A 17,101-nucleotide genomic window follows, 5' to 3' on the forward strand; every position below is an offset into this window, starting at 1 on the left:
CCGAGCTGGCGCGCGACCTGCGGCCGGACGTCGTCCTCATGGACGTCCAGATGCCGGTGCTGGACGGCATCGAGGCCACCCGCCGGATCGCGGGCGACCCGGCGCTCGCGGCCGTCCGGATCGTCGTCCTCACCAACTACGGCCTCGACGAGTACGTGTTCGCGGCGCTCCGGGCGGGCGCGAGCGGGTTCCTCGTCAAGGAAACCGAGCCCGAGGCGGTCCTCCAGGCGCTGCGGGTGGTCACGGCCGGGGACGCGCTGCTGTCGCCCGCCGTGACCCGCACGCTCATCGCCGAGTACGTGGCGCGGCCCGCGGTCGAGCCGCTGGGGCGCGACCTCGACCGGCTCACGGACCGGGAGCAGGAGGTCGTGGCCCTCGTCGGGCAGGGCCTGAGCAACGACGAGATCGCCGCCCACATGGTGATCAGCCCCGCGACCGCCAAGACGCACGTCTCGCGGGCGATGGCGAAGGTCGGGGCGCGCGACCGGGCGCAGCTCGTCGTGTTCGCGTACGAGTCGCGCCTGGTCACGCCTCGGGACGACCCGCCGGCGTAGACCCGTCGAGCGCGGGTCAGCCGTGGTGGTGGTGCGCGTGCGGGTCGACGGGGGTCACGCCGGGCCGGCTCCACTGCGCCGCCGGCCGCCCGTCCTTGCGCCACCACCAGCCCGGGCCGTGGTCCTGGGGCCAGCCGGCGGGGAGTCCTCCCAGCGCTCGCCGCGGCCGTGGACGGTCCGGTCGATCAGCTGGACCGACGACATCATCGCCTCGGTGCCGCGGCCCGTGACCGCGTAGGTCAGGTACGGCTTGCCGCCGTGCCGCAGGAGGAAGAGGAACTCGCCGAACCCGGTGCCGAGGACCGGGTCGTCGACGTCGTGCACCGAGTAGCAGGGGACCGGGTAGCCCATGAGGTCGCGCAGCTCGCGCGCCTCGGCCCAGGGTCCCTCGAACAGGACCGCGAACGCGATGCCCCGCGAGTCCAGGTACGTGGCGTCCCAGACGGTCAGCGTGCAGCCCTCGCACTGCGCCTCCATCGGCTGACCGCCGTGCCACATGTGCTTGTAGAGGATGAGCTGGTCGTGGTCCCCGAACAGGTCCAGCAGTGGCGTGGGCCCCTCGTCGCCCTCGACGACGACGTCGGGCAGCTCGGTCATGGGCATGCGCCGGCGCGCCGCGGCGAGGGCGTCGCCCGCGTGCGTGTGGGCCTTCTCCTGCACCAGGAGCTCGTCGTGGGCGTCGCGCCAGGCCGCGAGGCCCCGACCGGGGAGCCGGGACGTCGGTCGTCGTGGGGGTGTCGGTCATGTGGGCTCCTCAGTCGGGTCGGACGGTGCGGTCACCCGGTCCGACCGAGCCGCACCCTCGAACTCATCGGCTCCATGGTCGACGGTTCACGAGAGCGGCAGCGAGAGCAGGAAGAACAGCACCCCGAGCAGCGGGAGGGTGCCCTGCGTCGCGGCGGCGCGCAGGCGCTCGCGGCCGGTCGACAGGAGCACCGCGGCGGCGGCGACCATGCTGCCCGCGGAGAAGACCGCGAGCGCGAAGCCGGCCGGCTCGGACGTCGTCCAGTACAGGGCGACGCCGACCACGGCGCCCGCCGCGAGGAAGAGGTTGTAGAAGCCCTGGTTGTACGCGAGCGGCGCCGTCGTGTCGGCGTCGGCCTGCGACGCGAGGCCGAACCGGCGCCACACCGCGGGCCGCCGCCACGCGACCGACTCCATCCACCAGATGTACACGTGCAGGAGCGCCGCGAGCGCGACGAAGACCGTGCCGACGACGTCCATGGTCGCGAGGCTAGCGTGCTGGGCGCCGTCGAGCCCTTCGGGTGGGACCCGACTCTTGCCGCGGCCTGTGCGGAACGGCATGCTGGACCGCGGCTGGTTCAGGGTCCGACGGCAGGGGGTCAGCGTGGGCGCGCGAGCGACGGTCGAGCGGGAGACGGAGATCCGCGCCTGCGGCGGCAACGAGCAGTACAAGCACCAGCGGGTCCTCGACGGGTGCGCGCACGCGGCGCTCGTCTTCGAGGGCGACGACGCCGTGGGCTGGTGCGAGTACGGTCCGCCCGACGAGCTGCCCGGCGTCTACCACGCGAAGGAGCTCGCGGCGTCGGGCGACCCGCTGCCCGACTACCGGCTCACGTGCTTATTCGTCGACCGCCGGCACCGCGGCCGCGGCGTCGCGTCCGCCGCGCTGCGCGGCGCCCTGGCCCTGATCGCGCAAGCGGGCGGCGGGGTCGTCGAGACCTACCCGCGGGACGCACCCGGCAAGACCTCCGCGTCGTTCCTGTACAACGGGGTACGGCCGATGTTCGAGAAGGCCGGGTTCGCCTACGTCCGTCCGAAGGGCACCAAGAACTGCATCATGCGGCTGACCGTCCCGCAGTCGTAGGAGAGCTGTGGCTCCGGGAAGCGCGCGCTCGTACCGCAGGAGCTCGGCGTGCGGTGGCGGAGCGCCGCGGGACCGTTCGCCCGTCGCGTCCCAGCCGTGTCGTTCGTAGAAGCGGCGAGCTCGCCCGTTGCCGGTGTAGACGTGAGCGCACACCCGGTCGAACCCGCCGAGCGCGACCCGGCCGAGCGCGGCGTCGTGCACCCGGTCCGCGAGGCCCGTGCCCCGGTGCTCGACGGCGATCCCCAGGTGGAGGAGCTCGTCGCCGCGCAGCGCCACGAATCCGCCGACGGCGCCGCCCGTCAGCGCGGCGAGGCAGTCGACCTCCGGGTCGTCGAGCTCGGCGTGCCAGCGCTGAGCCAGCACGTCACGGGGGAACGGGTACCGGTCCTGCGGGAACACCGTGGCGAGCGCACGCACGGCGCCGGGTTCCTGGACGGCCAGGACGTCCTCCGGGACGTCGTCGTGCGTCATCGGTCGGAGCAGGTCCGCTGCCTCCATGCTCCGGAGCGTAGCCGCGGGCCGCGAGCGGGCGGGGGTGCTCGGGAGCACGACGAAGGCCCCCGACCGGCATCGCTGCTGGTCAGGGGCCTGCGAGGGGGTGCGCCCGATAGGATTCGAACCTACGACCTTCTGCTCCGGAGGCAGACGCTCTATCCACTGAGCTACGGGCGCGCGGTGACCGGTACCGACGCCCTCACGGGCGCCCGGTGCGGCACGGCCACGAGACTACCAGCCCGACCGGCGCCGTCGGACACGAATAGACTGCGGGGCGACGGTGAGCCCGCCGATAGGATGGCCCCCGTGACCCCCACCGAGCTCTCCGACGCGCTGCGCGCTGCCCTGGCCGCCGCGGTGGCCGACGGCACGCTGGCCCTGCCTGCCGACGCCCTGCCCGACACCGTCCACGTCGAGCGACCCCGGCAGCGCGAGCACGGCGACTGGGCCACGAACGTCGCGCTGCAGCTCGCGAAGAAGGCCCGCACGACCCCGCGGGCGCTCGCGGAGGACCTCGCGGCGCGGCTCGTTGCCACGCCCGGCGTCGCGAAGGTCGACGTCGCGGGCCCGGGCTTCCTCAACATCACGCTCGACGCGGCCGCCGCGGGCGAGCTCGCGCGCACGATCGTCGAGGAGGGCACGGCCTACGGTCGCGGCGAGGCCGAGGCGGGCACCCGGATCAACCTCGAGTTCGTCTCCGCGAACCCGACCGGTCCGGTCCACATCGGCGGTGTGCGCTGGGCGGCCGTCGGCGACTCGCTCGCCCGGATCCTCCAGGCTTCGGGCGCGGAGGTGACGCGCGAGTACTACTTCAACGACCACGGCGTGCAGATCGACCGCTTCGCCCGCTCGCTGCTCGCAAAGGCGCGTGGCCAGGCAGCACCTGAGGACGGCTACGGCGGCCAGTACATCGAGGACATCGCGAACGCGGTGATCGCGGACGCGGTCGCCGCGGGCGACACCGACCCGCGCGAGCTTCCCGACGCCGATGCCCAGGAGGTCTTCCGGGCGCGCGGCGTCGAGCGGATGTTCGGCGAGATCAAGCAGGCGCTGCACGAGTTCGGCGTCGACTTCGACGTGTACTTCCACGAGGACGCGCTGCACGAGTCGGGCGCGGTCGACAGGGCCATCGCGCGGCTGCGCGAGGCCGGCCACGTCTTCGAGCAGGACGGCGCGACCTGGCTGCGCACCACGGAGTTCGGCGACGACAAGGACCGCGTCGTCATCAAGTCGGACGGGGACGCCGCGTACATCGCAGGCGACATCGCCTACTACCTCGACAAGCGTGAGCGCGGCTTCGACGACGTCATCATCATGCTCGGCGCCGACCACCATGGGTACGTCGGCCGCATGATGGCGGTCTGCGCCGCGTTCGGGGACACACCCGGCAAGAACCTGCAGATCCTCATCGGCCAGATGGTCAACCTGGTCAAGGACGGCGAGCCGGTCCGCATGTCGAAGCGCGCCGGCACCATCATCACCCTCGAGGATCTGGTGGACGTGGTCGGCGTGGACGCCGGACGCTACGCGCTGGTGCGGTCGTCGTCCGACACCAACATCGACCTCGACCTCGACCTGCTGGCCCGCGCGACCAACGAGAACCCCGTGTTCTACGTGCAGTACGCGCACGCCCGCACTGCGGCGGTCGACCGGAACGCGGCCGAGCACGGTGTCACGCGCGACGCGTTCGACCCGGCCCTGCTCACGCACGAGACGGAGTCCGCCCTGCTCGGCGTGCTGACCGAGTTCCCGCGCGTCGTCGCACAGGCGGCGGAGCTGCGCGAGCCGCACCGCGTCGCCCGCTACCTCGAGCAGCTCGCGGGCGCGTACCACTCCTGGTACGCGGCGACCCGCGTCACCCCGCTGGGCGACGAGGAGGTCACCGACCTGCACCGCACGCGCCTGTGGCTCAACGACGCGACCCGCCAGGTCCTCGCCAACGGGCTGGGTCTCCTGGGCGTCAGCGCGCCGGAGCGGATGTGACCGCGGGCGCGCTGCCCGAGCCCTGGTCGCGCGGCACGGTCCGCGGAGCCGACGGCGCGATGAGCGTCGGCGGCGTCGACCTGCGGGAACTCGCGGCCGAGCAGGGGACACCGTCGTACGTGCTCGACGAGGCGGACTTCCGCTCGCGGGCCCGGGCGTACCGGACGGCGTTCGAGCAGGCGTTCGCGGCGGTCGGGTCCGGCGTCGACGTGTACTACGCGGGCAAGGCGCTGCTGACGGTCGCCGTCGCGCGCTGGGCACGTGAGGAGGGCCTGCGCGTCGACACCGCGAGCGGCGGCGAGCTCGCCGTCACGCTGCGCGCCGGCGTGCCGGGGCCGAGCTCGGCCTGCACGGCAACAACAAGTCCGACGCCGAGCTCGAGCAGGCGCTCGACGCGGGCGTCGGGCGGATCATCGTCGACTCGCTCGTCGAGATCGAGCGGCTCGCGGACCTCGTCGCGGCGCGCGGCGGGGACCCCGCGCCCGTCATGGTCCGCGTGACCACGGGTGTGCACGCGGGCGGCCACGAGTACATCTCGACGGCGCACGAGGACCAGAAGTTCGGGCTCTCCGTGGCCCCGGGGGCCGACGGGGGCGAGAGCCCCGCGTTCGCGGCCCTGCGGGCGGTGCTCGCGCGCCCGGAGCTGCACCTGCTCGGCATCCATTCGCACATCGGCTCGCAGATCCTCGACCCCGACGGCTTCGAGGTCGCGGCCCGCGTCGTCCTGCAGCTCCGCGCCGACCTCGCCGCGGCGACGGGCGTGCTCGTGGCCGAGGTCGACCTCGGCGGCGGCTACGGCATCGCCTACCTGCCTGGCGAGGTGGCCCTCGACCCCGAGCGCATCGCGAAGGACGTCGCGGGCGCCGTCGACGGCATCGCCGCACGCCTCGGGACGCCGCTGCCGCGGTTCTCGATCGAGCCGGGGCGGGCGATCGTCGGGCCGGCCGGCCTGACGCTCTACACCGTCGGCACGGTCAAGCCGGTCGTCGTGACCGGGTCCGACGACGCGACGTTCGTGCGCACCTATGTGTCCGTCGACGGCGGCATGAGCGACAACATCCGTCCCGCGCTCTACGGCGCCCGGTACCACGCGGAGCTCGCGAACCGGGTCTCCGACGCGGCGCCCGTCCTGGCGCGCGTCGTCGGGAAGCACTGCGAGAGCGGCGACATCGTCGTGCACGACGTCGAGCTCCCGGGCGACGTGCGGGCGGGCGACCTGCTCGCGGTCGCCGCGACGGGCGCCTACGGCCGCTCGATGGCGTCCAACTACAACCTGCTCCCGCGGCCGCCCGTGGTGGCCGTGCTCGACGGCGGCACCCGCGTCCTCGTGCGGCGCGAGACGGTCGACGACCTGCTCGCGCTCGACCTCGGCTGACCACCCCGGACGCCTCGCCGTCGTCGGTGGCCCGGCGTAGCGTCGGCGCCGCCGCAGCGGCACGAGGACGACGGAGAGGCAGGACGACCATGCCGAGCGAGGTCATCGAGCGCGCCATCGCGGGAGCACGCGCGAGCAAGGGCCGGCGGAGCGAGGGTTCGGGGCCGTCGCTCGCTGAGCGACGCGCGACCTACGCGCCCGGTCTGCGGCCCTTCGCGCCGCCGTCGGACGTCACGATCGAGCCGGCCGGGCTCGGCGGCGTGCCGGCGTCGTGGGTGGTCCCGCCGGGCGTGGCCGACGACCGCGTGCTCTTCTTCGTGCACGGCGGCGGCTTCATGCTCGGATCGATCGCAAGCTACGCCGAGCTCGTCGCGCGGCTCGCCGGGGCGGTGGGCGCGCGGGCGGTCCTCCCCGCGTACCGCCTGGTCCCGAGCATCCCTTCCCGGCCGGGCTCGGCGACGTCCACGTGGCGTGGGGCGCGCTGCGTGCGTCCGGCGTGCCCGCGTCGTCGGTCGTGGTGGCCGCGGACTCGGCGGGAGCCAACCTGGTGCCTGCGCTGCTGGTCGCCCTGCGCGACGCCGGGGAGGACCTGCCGGCGGCCGCGCTCCTCATGTCGCCCTTCGTCGACCTCACGTGCTCCGGCGCGTCCATGACCGAGCGCGAGGACCGCGACCCGTTGTTCACGCTCGCCTTCCAGCAGCGGATCGCCGCCGGTTACGCGGGCGACGCCGACGTCTCGGACCCGCGCGTCTCGCCGCTGTTTGCGCGGCTCGACGGACTGCCCCGCTGCTCGTGCAGGTCGGGTCGGAGGAGGTGCTCTACTCGGACGCGGAGCGGCTGGTGGACGCGGCGCGCGCGGCCGGCGTCGACGCGACGCTCGACGTCGGGGAGGGCATGCTGCACGACTACCAGGCGGTCGCCGACGCGCCCGAGGCGGTCGCCGCGACGGACCGGGGAGCCGCGTTCCTCCGAGGCGCCGCGGGCTGGAGCTGACCGCCGCCCGTCAGGCGGACGCACGGTGTCCGGAGCGTGGGCGCCACGTATCCTGTGCGCGTGCCTCCGCCCGTCACCTCGCCTCGTCCCGCCCCTTCGCCGCTGCGCGTCGCCGTGCTGGGGTGCGGCGTCGTCGGCACGCAGGTCGTGCGGCTCCTCACCGAGCAGGCCGACGACCTCGCGGCACGGGTGGGCGCGCCGCTCGAGCTCGTCGGGGTGGCGGTCCGGAACGTCGATGCGCCCCGTGACCCGGTCGTCGACCGCGCGCTCCTGACCGCCGACGCGGACGAGCTGGTGGCCCGCGCGGACATCGTCGTCGAGCTCATGGGCGGCCTCGAGCCGGCCCGTGGGCTCCTGCTGCGCGCGATCGAGCACGGCGCATCCGTCGTGACCGCGAACAAGGCGCTGCTCGCGCAGGACGGCCCGACGCTCTACCGCGCGGCCGACTCGGCGGGCGTCGACGTGTACTACGAGGCGGCCGTCGCGGGCGCGATCCCGATCGTCCGGCCGCTGCGCGAGTCGCTCACGGGCGACAAGGTCCGCCGCGTGCTCGGCATCGTCAACGGGACCACGAACTACGTGCTCGACCGGATGGCGACCGACGGGCTCGAGCTCGACGACGCCGTCAAGGAGGCGCAGGGGCTCGGCTACGCCGAGGCCGACCCGACGGCCGACGTCGAGGGCTACGACGCGGCGTCGAAGGCGGCGATCCTCGCGAGCCTCGCGTTCCACACGCGCGTGCACCTCGACGACGTCTACCGCGAGGGCATCACGTCCGTGACGGCGTCGGACGTGGCGTGGGCCGAGCGGACGGGCCACGCGGTCAAGCTGCTCGCCATCGCCGAGGCCACCGACGACGGCGTGTCCGTGCGCGTGCACCCGGCCCTGGTCCCGCTGGACCACCCGCTCGCCGGGGTGCGCGGCGCGTACAACGCGGTGTTCGTCGAGGCGGAGGCCGCGGGCGAGCTCATGTTCTACGGCCGCGGCGCGGGCGGCGCCCCCACGGCCTCCGCGGTGCTCGGCGACGTGGTCTCGGCGGCCCGGCACCGGGTGCTCGGCGGCAAGAGCCCCGAGGAGTCGACCTACGCCGACCTGCCGCTCCTGCCGCACGCGTCCGCGCTCACGCGCTACCAGGTGCGGCTCGTCGTCGACGACCGCCCGGGCGTGCTCGCGCAGGTCGCGAGCACGTTCGCCGGGCAGGGCGTGTCGATCGAGTCGGTCCGCCAGGTCCCCGACGGCGACCGTGCGGACGCCGGCTCCGGCGGGTCGGCCGAGCTGCTCATCACCACCCACGTTGCGCCCGAGGCGGCGCTCGCGTCGACCACGCGCGCCGCCCGCGACCTCGCGCCCGTGCGCGAGGTCACGTCCGTCCTGAGAGTCGAAGGAGTCTGATGGCCCACCAGTGGAGGGGCGTCGTCGCCGAGTACGCCGACCGCCTGCCCGAGCACGTGCGCGAGCGCGTCGTCACGCTCGGCGAGGGCGGCACGCCGCTCGTCGCCGCGCCGGTGCTGTCGGAGCGCACGGGCGCGGACGTGTACGTCAAGGTCGAGGGCATGAACCCGACGGGCTCGTTCAAGGACCGCGGCATGACGACCGCGATCTCCGCGGCAGCGGGCCGTGGCGCGAAGGCCGTGGTGTGCGCCTCGACGGGCAACACGTCCGCGTCGGCCGCCGCGTACGCGACCCGCGCGGGGATGACCTGCGCGGTGCTCGTGCCGGACGGCAAGATCGCGATGGGCAAGCTGAGCCAGGCGATCGCGCACGGCGCGCGCCTCCTGCAGGTCGACGGGAACTTCGACGACTGCCTCGTCGCGGCACGCAAGCTCGCCGAGGTCTACCCGGTCGAGCTGGTGAACTCCGTGAACCCGGACCGCATCGAGGGCCAGAAGACTGCGGCGTTCGAGGTCGTGGACGCGCTGGGCGACGCGCCCGACATCCACGCCCTGCCCGTCGGCAACGCGGGCAACATCACGGCGTACTGGAAGGGCTACCGCGAGTACGCGGGCCGGCTTCCCGAGGCGCCCGGCGGCACGCTGCCGGCCGTCGCGACCCGCACCCCCGCCATGTGGGGCTTCCAGGCCGCGGGCGCCGCGCCCATCGTGCTGGGCCACCCGGTCGACCAGCCCGAGACCATCGCTACCGCGATCCGCATCGGCAACCCGGCGTCCTGGGCGCAGGCCGAGGCCGCGCGCGACGACTCGGGCGGCGTCATCGAGGCCGTGTCCGACGACGAGATCCTCGCCGCGCACCGTGTCCTGTCCGCCGAGGTCGGGGTGTTCGTCGAGCCGGCGTCCGCGGCGGGCGTCGCGGGGCTGCTGCGCCGCGCCGCGCAGGGCCACGTGCCCGCGGGTGCGCGCGTCGTCGTCACTGTCACCGGGCACGGGCTCAAGGACCCCAGTGGGCCCTGCGCACCCCCGACGGCAGCGAGGTCGTGCCGCAGCGGGTGGGCGCCGACGTCGTGTCCATCGCGACCGCGCTCGGCCTCGAGTAGCGACCGGACGCGGGGAGACCGCCGATGCAGCTGGGTGCCGACCACGTCCGGGTGCGGGTGCCGGCGACGAGCGCCAACCTCGGACCGGGGTTCGACGCGCTCGGGCTCGCGCTCGCGATCCACGACGAGGTCGAGGTGCGCCTGCTCGCGTCCGAGGACGTCGTCGTCGAGGTCGACGGGGAGGGCGCGGGCGAGGTCCCGACCGACGCGAGCCACCTGGTCGCGCGTGCCGTGCGGGTCGGGCTGGACGCCGTCGGGGCGCCGGTCACGGGCCTGCACCTCGTGTGCCGCAACGTGATCCCGCACGGGCGTGGGCTCGGGTCCTCTGCCGCGGCCGCGGTCGCCGGGCTCGTGGCCGCGCGCGGGCTCGTCGCCGACCCCTCCGTGCTCGACGACGCGACCGTCCTCGCGCTCGCGACCGAGCTCGAGGGTCACCCCGACAACGCCGCGCCGGCGATCCTCGGCGGCGCCACGGTCGCGTGGACGCCCGACGCCCGGCCGGGGTCCGCGGCGGACGACGACGGTCCCGCGCCGGCGCGCGCGGTGCGCCTCGAGGTCCACCCGGACATCGTCGCGACGGTCGTGATCCCGACGACCCGCCTCGCCACCAGCCACGCCCGCGGGGTCCTGCCCACGCACGTGCCGCACGCCGACGCCGCCGCCAACGCCGGGCGCGCCGCTCTCCTGGTCGAGGCGCTGACCCACCGGCCGGACCTGCTCTTCGACGCGACCCACGACCTCCTGCACCAGCGCTACCGCGCCGACGTCATGCCGGGAACATGGCGGCTCGTCGACGCGTTACGTCGGCAGGGTCTCGCGGCGGTCGTGTCCGGCGCAGGCCCGACGGCGCTCGTCCTCACGACGCCGCCCGCGACGTCCGAGCTGGACGCCGCCCTCGAGTCCGAGGTGGACCTGCGCCGTTGGCGCGTCGAACGCCCCGCGATCGCCCCGGAGGGCAAGCGTGGAGCGGCTCTGACGTCCGGCGTCGGGCCGTGTCCCGCGGCGTGTCGCGTCGCGGGCGATGGCAAGATCGGCACGACGCCGGTGCTAGACTGGCGCCGATCCCTCGCACACGACGCGATCACCAGATGCGTGTAGTGATGTGGCCGTCCACGGTCACCGTGCCTTCGGATTCACCTCATCCAGCACCAGCACACGTCGCCGTACGCCTGGTTCTCGGATTCACCCGTGCAGCCCGCTCCGCGGCTCGCACACCGACTCCCGGTGCCCGCCCTCTGAGCGGCAGGCACGACTCAAGGGGAAGGGTCCTTCGTGACTGACACCACCGCCCGATCCGGTTCGCTGTCCGCGCTCCGCCTGCCCGAGCTGCAGGCGCTCGCGACCGAGCTCGGCGTCAAGGGCACCTCCAAGATGCGCAAGAGCGACCTCGTCGACGCGATCTCGTCGGCGCGCTCCGGCGCTCCCGCACGGACCGAGGACGCGCCCGCGCGCCGTACCCGCCGTGCCGCGGAGCCCGCGCAGACCACCGACGAGGCCGAGCGCGCGCCGCGTGAGCGTCGCAGCGCGCCGGCGTCCGGCGCCGACAAGGCGCGCGTGGCCGTCGCGGCCGCGCTGACCGAGACCGCGAGCCGTCCGGTCGAGGCACGCCTCGCCGACGGCGAGAACACCGACGAGCGTGCGGCGCGCGCTGCTGCGGCCGCGGCCGGCGTGACCGGCGAGCGTCGTTCGCGCCGCTCCGGCCGCGACGCGGGCGCGCCGCCCCGCAACGTCGACACCAGCGACCTGCTGGACACCCTGCCCGTGAAGCGGGACGGCGCCGAGCGCCGCGACGACGCGAGCACGGGCCAGGCCGAGCGCCGCGACGGCGACGGCTCGCAGCGGCAGCGCGACCGTCAGGGCTCCGGCCAGGGCGGCGAGAAGCGCCAGCAGGGCGGCAACGCCGGCCAGGGCGGCGGGGGCGGCAACGTCCAGGACGACGAGCGGCCCGGCCGTCGTCGTCGGGCGCGCGAGCGCAACCGCGACCGCAACAAGCGGGGCCGCACGGGCCGCGGCGGCGCCCCGGCGGACCTCGCGAGCCTCGACGACGTCGAGCTCGCCGAGGACGACGTGCTGCTGCCCGTCGCCGGTGTGCTCGACATCCTCGACAACTACGCGTTCGTGCGCACGAGCGGCTACCTGCCCGGCCCGAACGACGTCTACGTCTCGCTCGGCCAGGTCAAGAAGTCCGGCCTGCGCCGTGGTGACGCCGTCACCGGCGCGGTCCGCCAGCCCCGCGACGGCGAGCAGCAGGCGGGCGGCACCAACCGCCAGAAGTTCAACGCCCTGGTCCGTCTCGACACCGTCAACGGCCAGACGCCGGAGGAGGCGCGTCAGCGCGCCGAGTTCTCCAAGCTGACGCCGCTGTACCCGCAGGAGCGCCTGCGCCTCGAGAACCCCGAGAACACGCGCCTCACGCCGCGCGTCATCGACATCGTCGCTCCGATCGGCAAGGGCCAGCGCGGCCTCATCGTCGCGCCGCCCAAGGCCGGCAAGACGATCATCATGCAGCAGATCGCGAACGCGATCACGACCAACAATCCTGAGGTCCACCTCATGGTCGTGCTGGTCGACGAGCGGCCCGAAGAGGTCACGGACATGGAGCGGACGGTCAAGGGCGAGGTCATCGCCTCGACCTTCGACCGCCCCGCGTCCGACCACACGATCGTCGCGGAGCTCGCCATCGAGCGCGCCAAGCGCCTCGTGGAGCTCGGCCAGGACGTCGTCGTGCTGCTCGACTCGATCACCCGTCTGTCGCGCGCCTACAACCTGGCCGCGCCGGCGTCGGGCCGCATCCTGTCGGGTGGTGTGGACGCCGCGGCGCTGTACCCGCCCAAGAAGTTCTTCGGCGCGGCGCGCAACATCGAGAACGGCGGCTCGCTGACGATCCTCGGCTCGGCGCTCGTCGAGACCGGCTCGAAGATGGACGAGATCATCTTCGAGGAGTTCAAGGGCACCGGGAACATGGAGCTCCGGCTCTCCCGCTCGCTCGCGGACAAGCGGATCTTCCCGGCCGTCGACGTCAACGGCTCGGGCACCCGGCGCGAGGAGATCCTCATGCCGCGCGACGAGCTGCAGATCGTCTACAAGCTGCGCCGCGTGCTCGGTGCGCTCGACCAGCAGCAGGCCATCGAGCTCCTGCTGGGCAAGCTCAAGGACACCAAGTCCAACGTGGAGTTCCTGCTCCAGGTGCAGAAGACGACGCCGGGCGCGCTCGGCGACGAGAACGCCGGACGCACCATCTGACGTCCCCGCGCACGACGACGGCCGCTCCGGTTCCGACCGGGGCGGCCGTTCTCGTCTTCCCGCCGTTCGTGGGCCGGCACTTCCGCCGCGCCCGCACGCGGGAGGGGGCGGGTGGGAGCCGGGGTGCTCGGGTCAGCGGACGACGGCGGTGAGCGCGGCCCGATAGGTCTCCTCGACCCGGGCTCCGATCACGTCGACGTCGAACCGGGCCGCCGCGCTGCGCTGGCGAGCGACGGTCTGCTCGCGCGTGACGTCGTCGTCGAGGTCGGCGAGCCAGGTCGCGAGCGTCCCGGCGAAGATGGCGGTGTCGCGCGGGTCGACGAGCTGGTCCTCGAGGCCGCGCATGACGGTTCGGTAGCCGGGGTTGTCGCCGGCGAGGACGACGCCGCGCGACGCCGCGAGCGCCTCGACGACGGAGATGCCGAAGCTCTCACCGCCCGTCGACGGCAGCGCGACGACGTCGGCGTCCTGGAGGAACGCGGCCTTGTCCTCCTCGGCGAGGAATCCGGGGAACGTGACCCGGTCGCCGATCCCCCCGCGTTCGGTGGCGGTGCGAAGCTCGTCGAGCAGCGGGCCGCGGCCCGCGATCGTGGCGCGCCACGGGAGGCCGGGGACGCCGGCGTGGAGGCGCACGAGCGCGTCCACGAGCTCGCGCGGGCCCTTCCGGTCGACCAGCCGACCGAGGAACGCGACGTGCGGGACGGCGCCCTCGGGGCGATGAGGGACCAGGGGACGGTCGGGCGCTGGCACGAACCGCGCCGTGTCGACCGGGTTCCCGACGACACGCGGATCAAGGCCGAACGCGTCGTGCGCGAACTCCTGCGCGGCCTCCGAGACCGCGAGGACGGCGTCGAACCGGGCGAGCCGCCTGCGCTCGAGAACCCCGAGCACCCGCGTGCCCGCGGACACGAGCCGGGACTGCGGGTAGATGTGGAACGTCCCGACGACGGCGGCCCGGTGCCCGTCCTGCTGGGTCACCGCGGCGATCACGCGCCCGGCGAGGAAGGGGCTGTAAGGCATCTGCACGTGCAGGACGTCCAGCCCGAGGCGCTCCACGAGCTCGCGTGCCTCGGCCCGCGGCACGGGGCGCGGCGTGCCCAGCCGGTTCCCGTTGAACCGCACGTTCACGGTCCGCCCCACCACGTGCAGGTTCTCGAGGTCCGTGCGCTCGCTCGACGCCGTCAGGTAGTGCACGGTGTGCCCTCGCGCGGCCAGCCACGCGCCGAGCGTCAGCACGTACTGCTGCACGCCGTCGGGCCGGTCGAGCGAGTCGTCGATCAGCAGCCCGACGGTCAGCGGCGGAGTGCCGTCCGCGGCCGCCCCGCCGTCGTCGGGAACGCCCTCGGTCCGGGGGAGGCGGGCGTCGTCGTGGGGGCGGGTGCGGGGCGTGGTGCTCATCGCTCCCATCCTACGAACGCGGCGCCCGACGCCGAGCAAGCGCCTCTCGCGCCGACCAAGCGGACGCCTTCTGCTTGCTCGAGGTGAAACCCGCTTGCTCGACGAGCAGGCGAAGGCGACACGGCGCACATCCCCGCCCTCCCGCCCCGGACTGAACCGTGCGGGTTTGGGACCACGACCGACGATCTGGCAGAATGGCCCGTTGGCTGGCCTCCGGTTCACGGTCGCGCGACACCTCGTGCTCCGACCCGGGGGAAGACGACCAAGGAGAACCGTGAAGGCTGACATCCACCCCGAGTACGTCGTGACCCAGGTGACCTGCACCTGCGGCAACACGTTCACGACCCGCAGCACGTCGGAGACCGGCGAGATCCACGCCGACGTGTGCAGCGCGTGCCACCCGTTCTACACGGGCAAGCAGAAGATCCTCGACACCGGTGGCCGCGTGGCCCGGTTCCAGGCTCGCTACGGCAAGCGCGACGCCGGCAAGTAGCGTCTTCGCAGCGCCGGTGGTGCGGCGTCCGACAATCTCTCCAGGGACAGTCGGACGGCCGCACCACCGGCGCTGTTGCTTTGTCCGGATCCTGCGACACCCCCTCGAGCGAGGAGCTTCCCTGTGACTGACGCGACCGGCCCGTTCGAGGCCGTGGAGCCGCTGCTGGTGGAGCACGCGGAGATCGAGCGTCAGCTCGCGGACCCGTCGGTGCACGCGGACGCGTCGCGGGCGCGCCGGCTGGGGCGCCGGTACGCGGAGCTGAACCAGGTGGTGGGCGCGTACCGGGCATGGCGTGCGGCGGCGGACGACGCGGCTGCGGCGGCCGAGCTCGTCGAGCTGGGGGACGAGGGAGCCGACGACTTCGCGGCGGAGCTGCCGGGCCTACGCGAGGCGGAGGAGGCGGCGTCGGAGCGGCTGCGGCGCGTGCTGGTGCCGCGTGACCCGGACGACGCGCGCGACGTGATCCTCGAGGTCAAGGCGGGGGAGGGCGGCGAGGAGTCGGCCCTGTTCGCCGGCGACCTCCTGCGCATGTACCTGCGGTTCGCGGAGCGACGCGGCTGGAAGACGGAGGTCCTGGAGGCGACGCCGTCGGACCTGGGCGGCTACAAGGACGTCCAGGTCGCGGTGAAGTCGAAGGGTGTCCCGTCGGACCCGGCGGACGGCGTGTGGGCGAGCCTGAAGTACGAGGGCGGCGTGCACCGGGTCCAGCGGGTGCCGGTGACGGAGTCGCAGGGGCGGATCCACACGTCGGCGGCGGGGGTGCTGGTGTTCCCGGAGGTCGACGACCCGGGCGAGGTCGAGATCGACCCGAACGACCTGCGGATCGACGTGTTCCGGTCGTCGGGCCCGGGCGGCCAGTCCGTGAACACGACGGACTCGGCGGTGCGGATCACGCACCTGCCGACGGGCCTCGTGGTCTCGATGCAGAACGAGAAGTCGCAGCTGCAGAACCGTGAGCAGGCGATGCGCGTGCTCCGCGCCCGGCTCCTCGCAGCCCAGCAGGAGGAGGCGGCCGCCGCAGCGGCGGACATCCGGCGCTCGCAGGTGCGCACCGTGGACCGCTCGGAGCGGATCCGGACGTACAACTTCCCGGAGAACCGGATCGCGGACCACCGCACGGGCTACAAGGCTTACAACCTGGACCACGTGCTCGACGGCGACCTGGACCCGGTGGTCCGGTCGGCGATCGACGCGGACGAGGCCGCGCGCCTCGCGGCCGCGGGCGGCGGGGACGGGCGTGCCTGAGACCGGCGGCGCCGCCGTTCCCGTGCCCGACGACGCAGCCGCGGTCGCGGGTGCGGCCGCGGTCGACCTCTCCGCGCGCGGGCTGCGGGGGCTGGTCGCCCGCGTGGCGGACCTCCTCGAGGACGCCGGGGTGCCGTCGCCGCGCGTCGACGCGGAGGCGCTCGTCGCCTGGTCGCTGGGGCTGCCGCGCCTGGAGTGGGTGCGCCTGCCCGCGGCGGGACCGGTCGTCGGCGACGCGGCGGCGCCCGCGTTCCTCGCGGAGCTCGCCGAGGTCGTGGAGCGTCGTCGGGCGCGCGAGCCGTTGCAGCGGATCGTGGGGTCGACCGTGTTCCGGCACGTCACGGTGCGGGTGCTCGACGACGTGTTCGTGCCGCGGCCCGAGACCGAGGTCGTGGCGCAGGTCGCGGTCGACGAGGCTGCGCGCCTCGCGGCGGGCCGCGCCGGCACGGACGCACCCGGGCCGCTCGTGGTGGACCTGTGCTGCGGGTCGGGCGTGATCGGGATCAGCGTGGATGTGGAGGTGCCGGGGGCGCGGGTCGTCGCGGCCGACGCGTCGGAGGCCGCGGTCCGGGCGACGGCGGCGAACGCGGCGGCGGTGGGCTCGGGGACCCAGCGCACGCTCGTCGGCGACGTGCGGGACGACACGCTCCTGGCGGAGCTCGACGGCACGGTCGACGTCGTGGTCTCGAACCCGCCGTACATCCCCCCGACGCGGTCCCGCGCGACCCGGAGGTCCGCGACCACGACCCCGACCTGGCCCTGTACGGGGGCGGGACGGACGGGCTCGAGGTCCCGCGCGCCGTCGTGCGGGCGGCGACCCGGCTGCTCGTGCCGGGGGGCCTGTTCGTCATGGAGCACGCCGAGGTGCAGGCCGCCGCCGTGCGCGCGGCGGTCACGGGCACGGGTGGCTTCACCGACGTGCGGACGGTCGACGACCTGACGGGCCGCGCGCGGGCCGTCGTGGCACGGCGCACGGCCGGGACGAATCAGACGAACCCGC

14 protein-coding genes, 1 tRNA gene and 4 pseudogenes are annotated in these 17,101 nt (G+C 74.4%); 13 read left to right on the forward strand and 6 right to left on the reverse strand.

The genetic code is table 11. From position 1 onward, the window contains the following. The first annotated feature begins 5 nt into the window (after window positions 1-5). Window positions 6-554: a response regulator gene (locus QQK45_RS14275; protein WP_431310344.1), complete on the forward strand. Its 549-nt coding sequence runs from the start codon at window positions 6-8 to the stop codon at window positions 552-554. Window positions 555-608: 54 nt separating this feature from the next. Here the strand turns inward: QQK45_RS14275 and QQK45_RS14280 are convergent, their stop codons facing one another. Both QQK45_RS14280 and QQK45_RS14285 read right to left on the reverse strand, forming a co-directional pair. Then, window positions 609-1,214, reverse strand: a complete 606-nt coding sequence (locus QQK45_RS14280; RefSeq protein WP_284293879.1) for a DUF899 family protein — start codon at window positions 1,212-1,214, stop codon at window positions 609-611. Window positions 1,215-1,385: 171 nt separating this feature from the next. Continuing rightward, window positions 1,386-1,778 (reverse strand): DUF1304 domain-containing protein, encoded by a 393-nt coding sequence (locus QQK45_RS14285; RefSeq protein WP_284293880.1) that lies wholly within the window; start codon window positions 1,776-1,778, stop codon window positions 1,386-1,388. 124 nt (window positions 1,779-1,902) lie between these two features. Between QQK45_RS14285 and QQK45_RS14290 the strand changes: the two genes are divergently transcribed. Next, complete coding sequence (locus QQK45_RS14290) at window positions 1,903-2,382, forward strand: GNAT family N-acetyltransferase (RefSeq protein ID WP_284293881.1); 480 nt, start codon at window positions 1,903-1,905, stop codon at window positions 2,380-2,382. 84 nt (window positions 2,383-2,466) lie between these two features. On the opposite strand, the pseudogene QQK45_RS23320 reads toward QQK45_RS14290, so the two are convergent. Beyond that, window positions 2,467-2,880: pseudogene (locus QQK45_RS23320) on the reverse strand (GNAT family N-acetyltransferase); the annotation flags it as partial. A 101-nt stretch (window positions 2,881-2,981) separates the two neighbouring features. Further along, window positions 2,982-3,054 (reverse strand) — tRNA-Arg (locus QQK45_RS14295). Between the two features lie 129 nt (window positions 3,055-3,183). On the opposite strand from QQK45_RS14295, the gene argS reads away from it, so the two are divergent. Both argS and lysA read left to right on the forward strand, forming a co-directional pair. Beyond that, window positions 3,184-4,860 (forward strand): arginine--tRNA ligase, encoded by a 1,677-nt coding sequence (gene argS / locus QQK45_RS14300; RefSeq protein WP_284293882.1) that lies wholly within the window; start codon window positions 3,184-3,186, stop codon window positions 4,858-4,860. Window positions 4,861-4,919: 59 nt separating this feature from the next. Further along, window positions 4,920-6,235, forward strand: a pseudogene (gene lysA, locus QQK45_RS14305) (diaminopimelate decarboxylase). A gap of 190 nt (window positions 6,236-6,425) precedes the next feature. Here lysA and QQK45_RS14310 read toward each other — a convergent pair. Continuing rightward, window positions 6,426-6,572, reverse strand: coding sequence for a hypothetical protein (locus QQK45_RS14310; protein ID WP_284295151.1), 147 nt, complete (start codon window positions 6,570-6,572; stop codon window positions 6,426-6,428). Between QQK45_RS14310 and QQK45_RS23325 the strand changes: the two are divergent. The 6 genes and pseudogenes from QQK45_RS23325 to rho form a co-directional block, all read left to right on the forward strand. Continuing rightward, window positions 6,571-6,965, forward strand: a pseudogene (locus QQK45_RS23325) (alpha/beta hydrolase fold domain-containing protein); the annotation flags it as partial. The gene QQK45_RS14310 and the pseudogene QQK45_RS23325 overlap by 2 nt on opposite strands. Before the next feature lie 83 nt (window positions 6,966-7,048). Further along, a complete protein-coding gene (locus QQK45_RS22395; RefSeq protein WP_348525239.1) occupies window positions 7,049-7,228 on the forward strand; it encodes an alpha/beta hydrolase family protein in 180 nt (59 codons plus the stop codon). 60 nt (window positions 7,229-7,288) lie between these two features. Beyond that, window positions 7,289-8,620 (forward strand): homoserine dehydrogenase, encoded by a 1,332-nt coding sequence (locus QQK45_RS14320; protein WP_284293883.1) that lies wholly within the window; start codon window positions 7,289-7,291, stop codon window positions 8,618-8,620. Then, window positions 8,620-9,719 (forward strand): annotated as a pseudogene (gene thrC / locus QQK45_RS14325) (threonine synthase). The gene QQK45_RS14320 and the pseudogene thrC overlap by 1 nt, the downstream one beginning before the upstream one ends. A 24-nt stretch (window positions 9,720-9,743) precedes the next feature. Next, a complete protein-coding gene (thrB, locus tag QQK45_RS14330) occupies window positions 9,744-10,817 on the forward strand; it encodes a homoserine kinase (RefSeq protein WP_284293884.1) in 1,074 nt (357 codons plus the stop codon). Window positions 10,818-10,991: 174 nt separating this feature from the next. Next, window positions 10,992-12,962 (forward strand): transcription termination factor Rho, encoded by a 1,971-nt coding sequence (rho, locus tag QQK45_RS14335; protein ID WP_284293885.1) that lies wholly within the window; start codon window positions 10,992-10,994, stop codon window positions 12,960-12,962. Window positions 12,963-13,094: 132 nt separating this feature from the next. Here the strand turns inward: rho and QQK45_RS14340 are convergent, their stop codons facing one another. After that, complete coding sequence (locus QQK45_RS14340; protein ID WP_284293886.1) at window positions 13,095-14,360, reverse strand: glycosyltransferase family 4 protein; 1,266 nt, start codon at window positions 14,358-14,360, stop codon at window positions 13,095-13,097. Window positions 14,361-14,634: 274 nt separating this feature from the next. Here QQK45_RS14340 and rpmE point away from each other — a divergent pair, with 274 nt between their 5' ends. The 3 genes from rpmE to QQK45_RS14355 all read left to right on the forward strand — a co-directional run bounded on the left by rpmE (window position 14,635) and on the right by QQK45_RS14355 (window position 17,041). Continuing rightward, entirely contained in the window at window positions 14,635-14,853 is a 219-nt protein-coding gene (gene rpmE / locus QQK45_RS14345) for a 50S ribosomal protein L31 (protein ID WP_284293887.1), read from the forward strand. 123 nt (window positions 14,854-14,976) lie between these two features. After that, entirely contained in the window at window positions 14,977-16,101 is a 1,125-nt protein-coding gene (prfA, locus tag QQK45_RS14350) for a peptide chain release factor 1 (protein WP_284293888.1), read from the forward strand. Continuing rightward, window positions 16,094-17,041, forward strand: a complete 948-nt coding sequence (locus QQK45_RS14355; protein ID WP_348525240.1) for a N5-glutamine methyltransferase family protein — start codon at window positions 16,094-16,096, stop codon at window positions 17,039-17,041. Before prfA ends, QQK45_RS14355 begins: the two co-directional genes overlap by 8 nt. Window positions 17,042-17,101: the final 60 nt, after the last annotated feature.

Source organism: Luteimicrobium album (assembly GCF_030161555.1).
Taxonomy (GTDB): domain Bacteria; phylum Actinomycetota; class Actinomycetes; order Actinomycetales; family Cellulomonadaceae; genus Luteimicrobium; species Luteimicrobium album.

What these genes read in the sequence shown, in the direction of transcription:
- QQK45_RS14340 (WP_284293886.1), bottom strand. Translation starts at nt 14,360, where the DNA reads ATGAGCACCACGCCCCGCACCCGCCCCCACGACGACGCCCGCCTCCCC.
- thrB (WP_284293884.1), top strand. Translation starts at nt 9,744, where the DNA reads ATGCAGCTGGGTGCCGACCACGTCCGGGTGCGGGTGCCGGCGACGAGC.
- QQK45_RS14310 (WP_284295151.1), bottom strand. Translation starts at nt 6,572, where the DNA reads ATGAAGCCGCCGCCGTGCACGAAGAAGAGCACGCGGTCGTCGGCCACG.
- QQK45_RS14285 (WP_284293880.1), bottom strand. Translation starts at nt 1,778, where the DNA reads ATGGACGTCGTCGGCACGGTCTTCGTCGCGCTCGCGGCGCTCCTGCAC.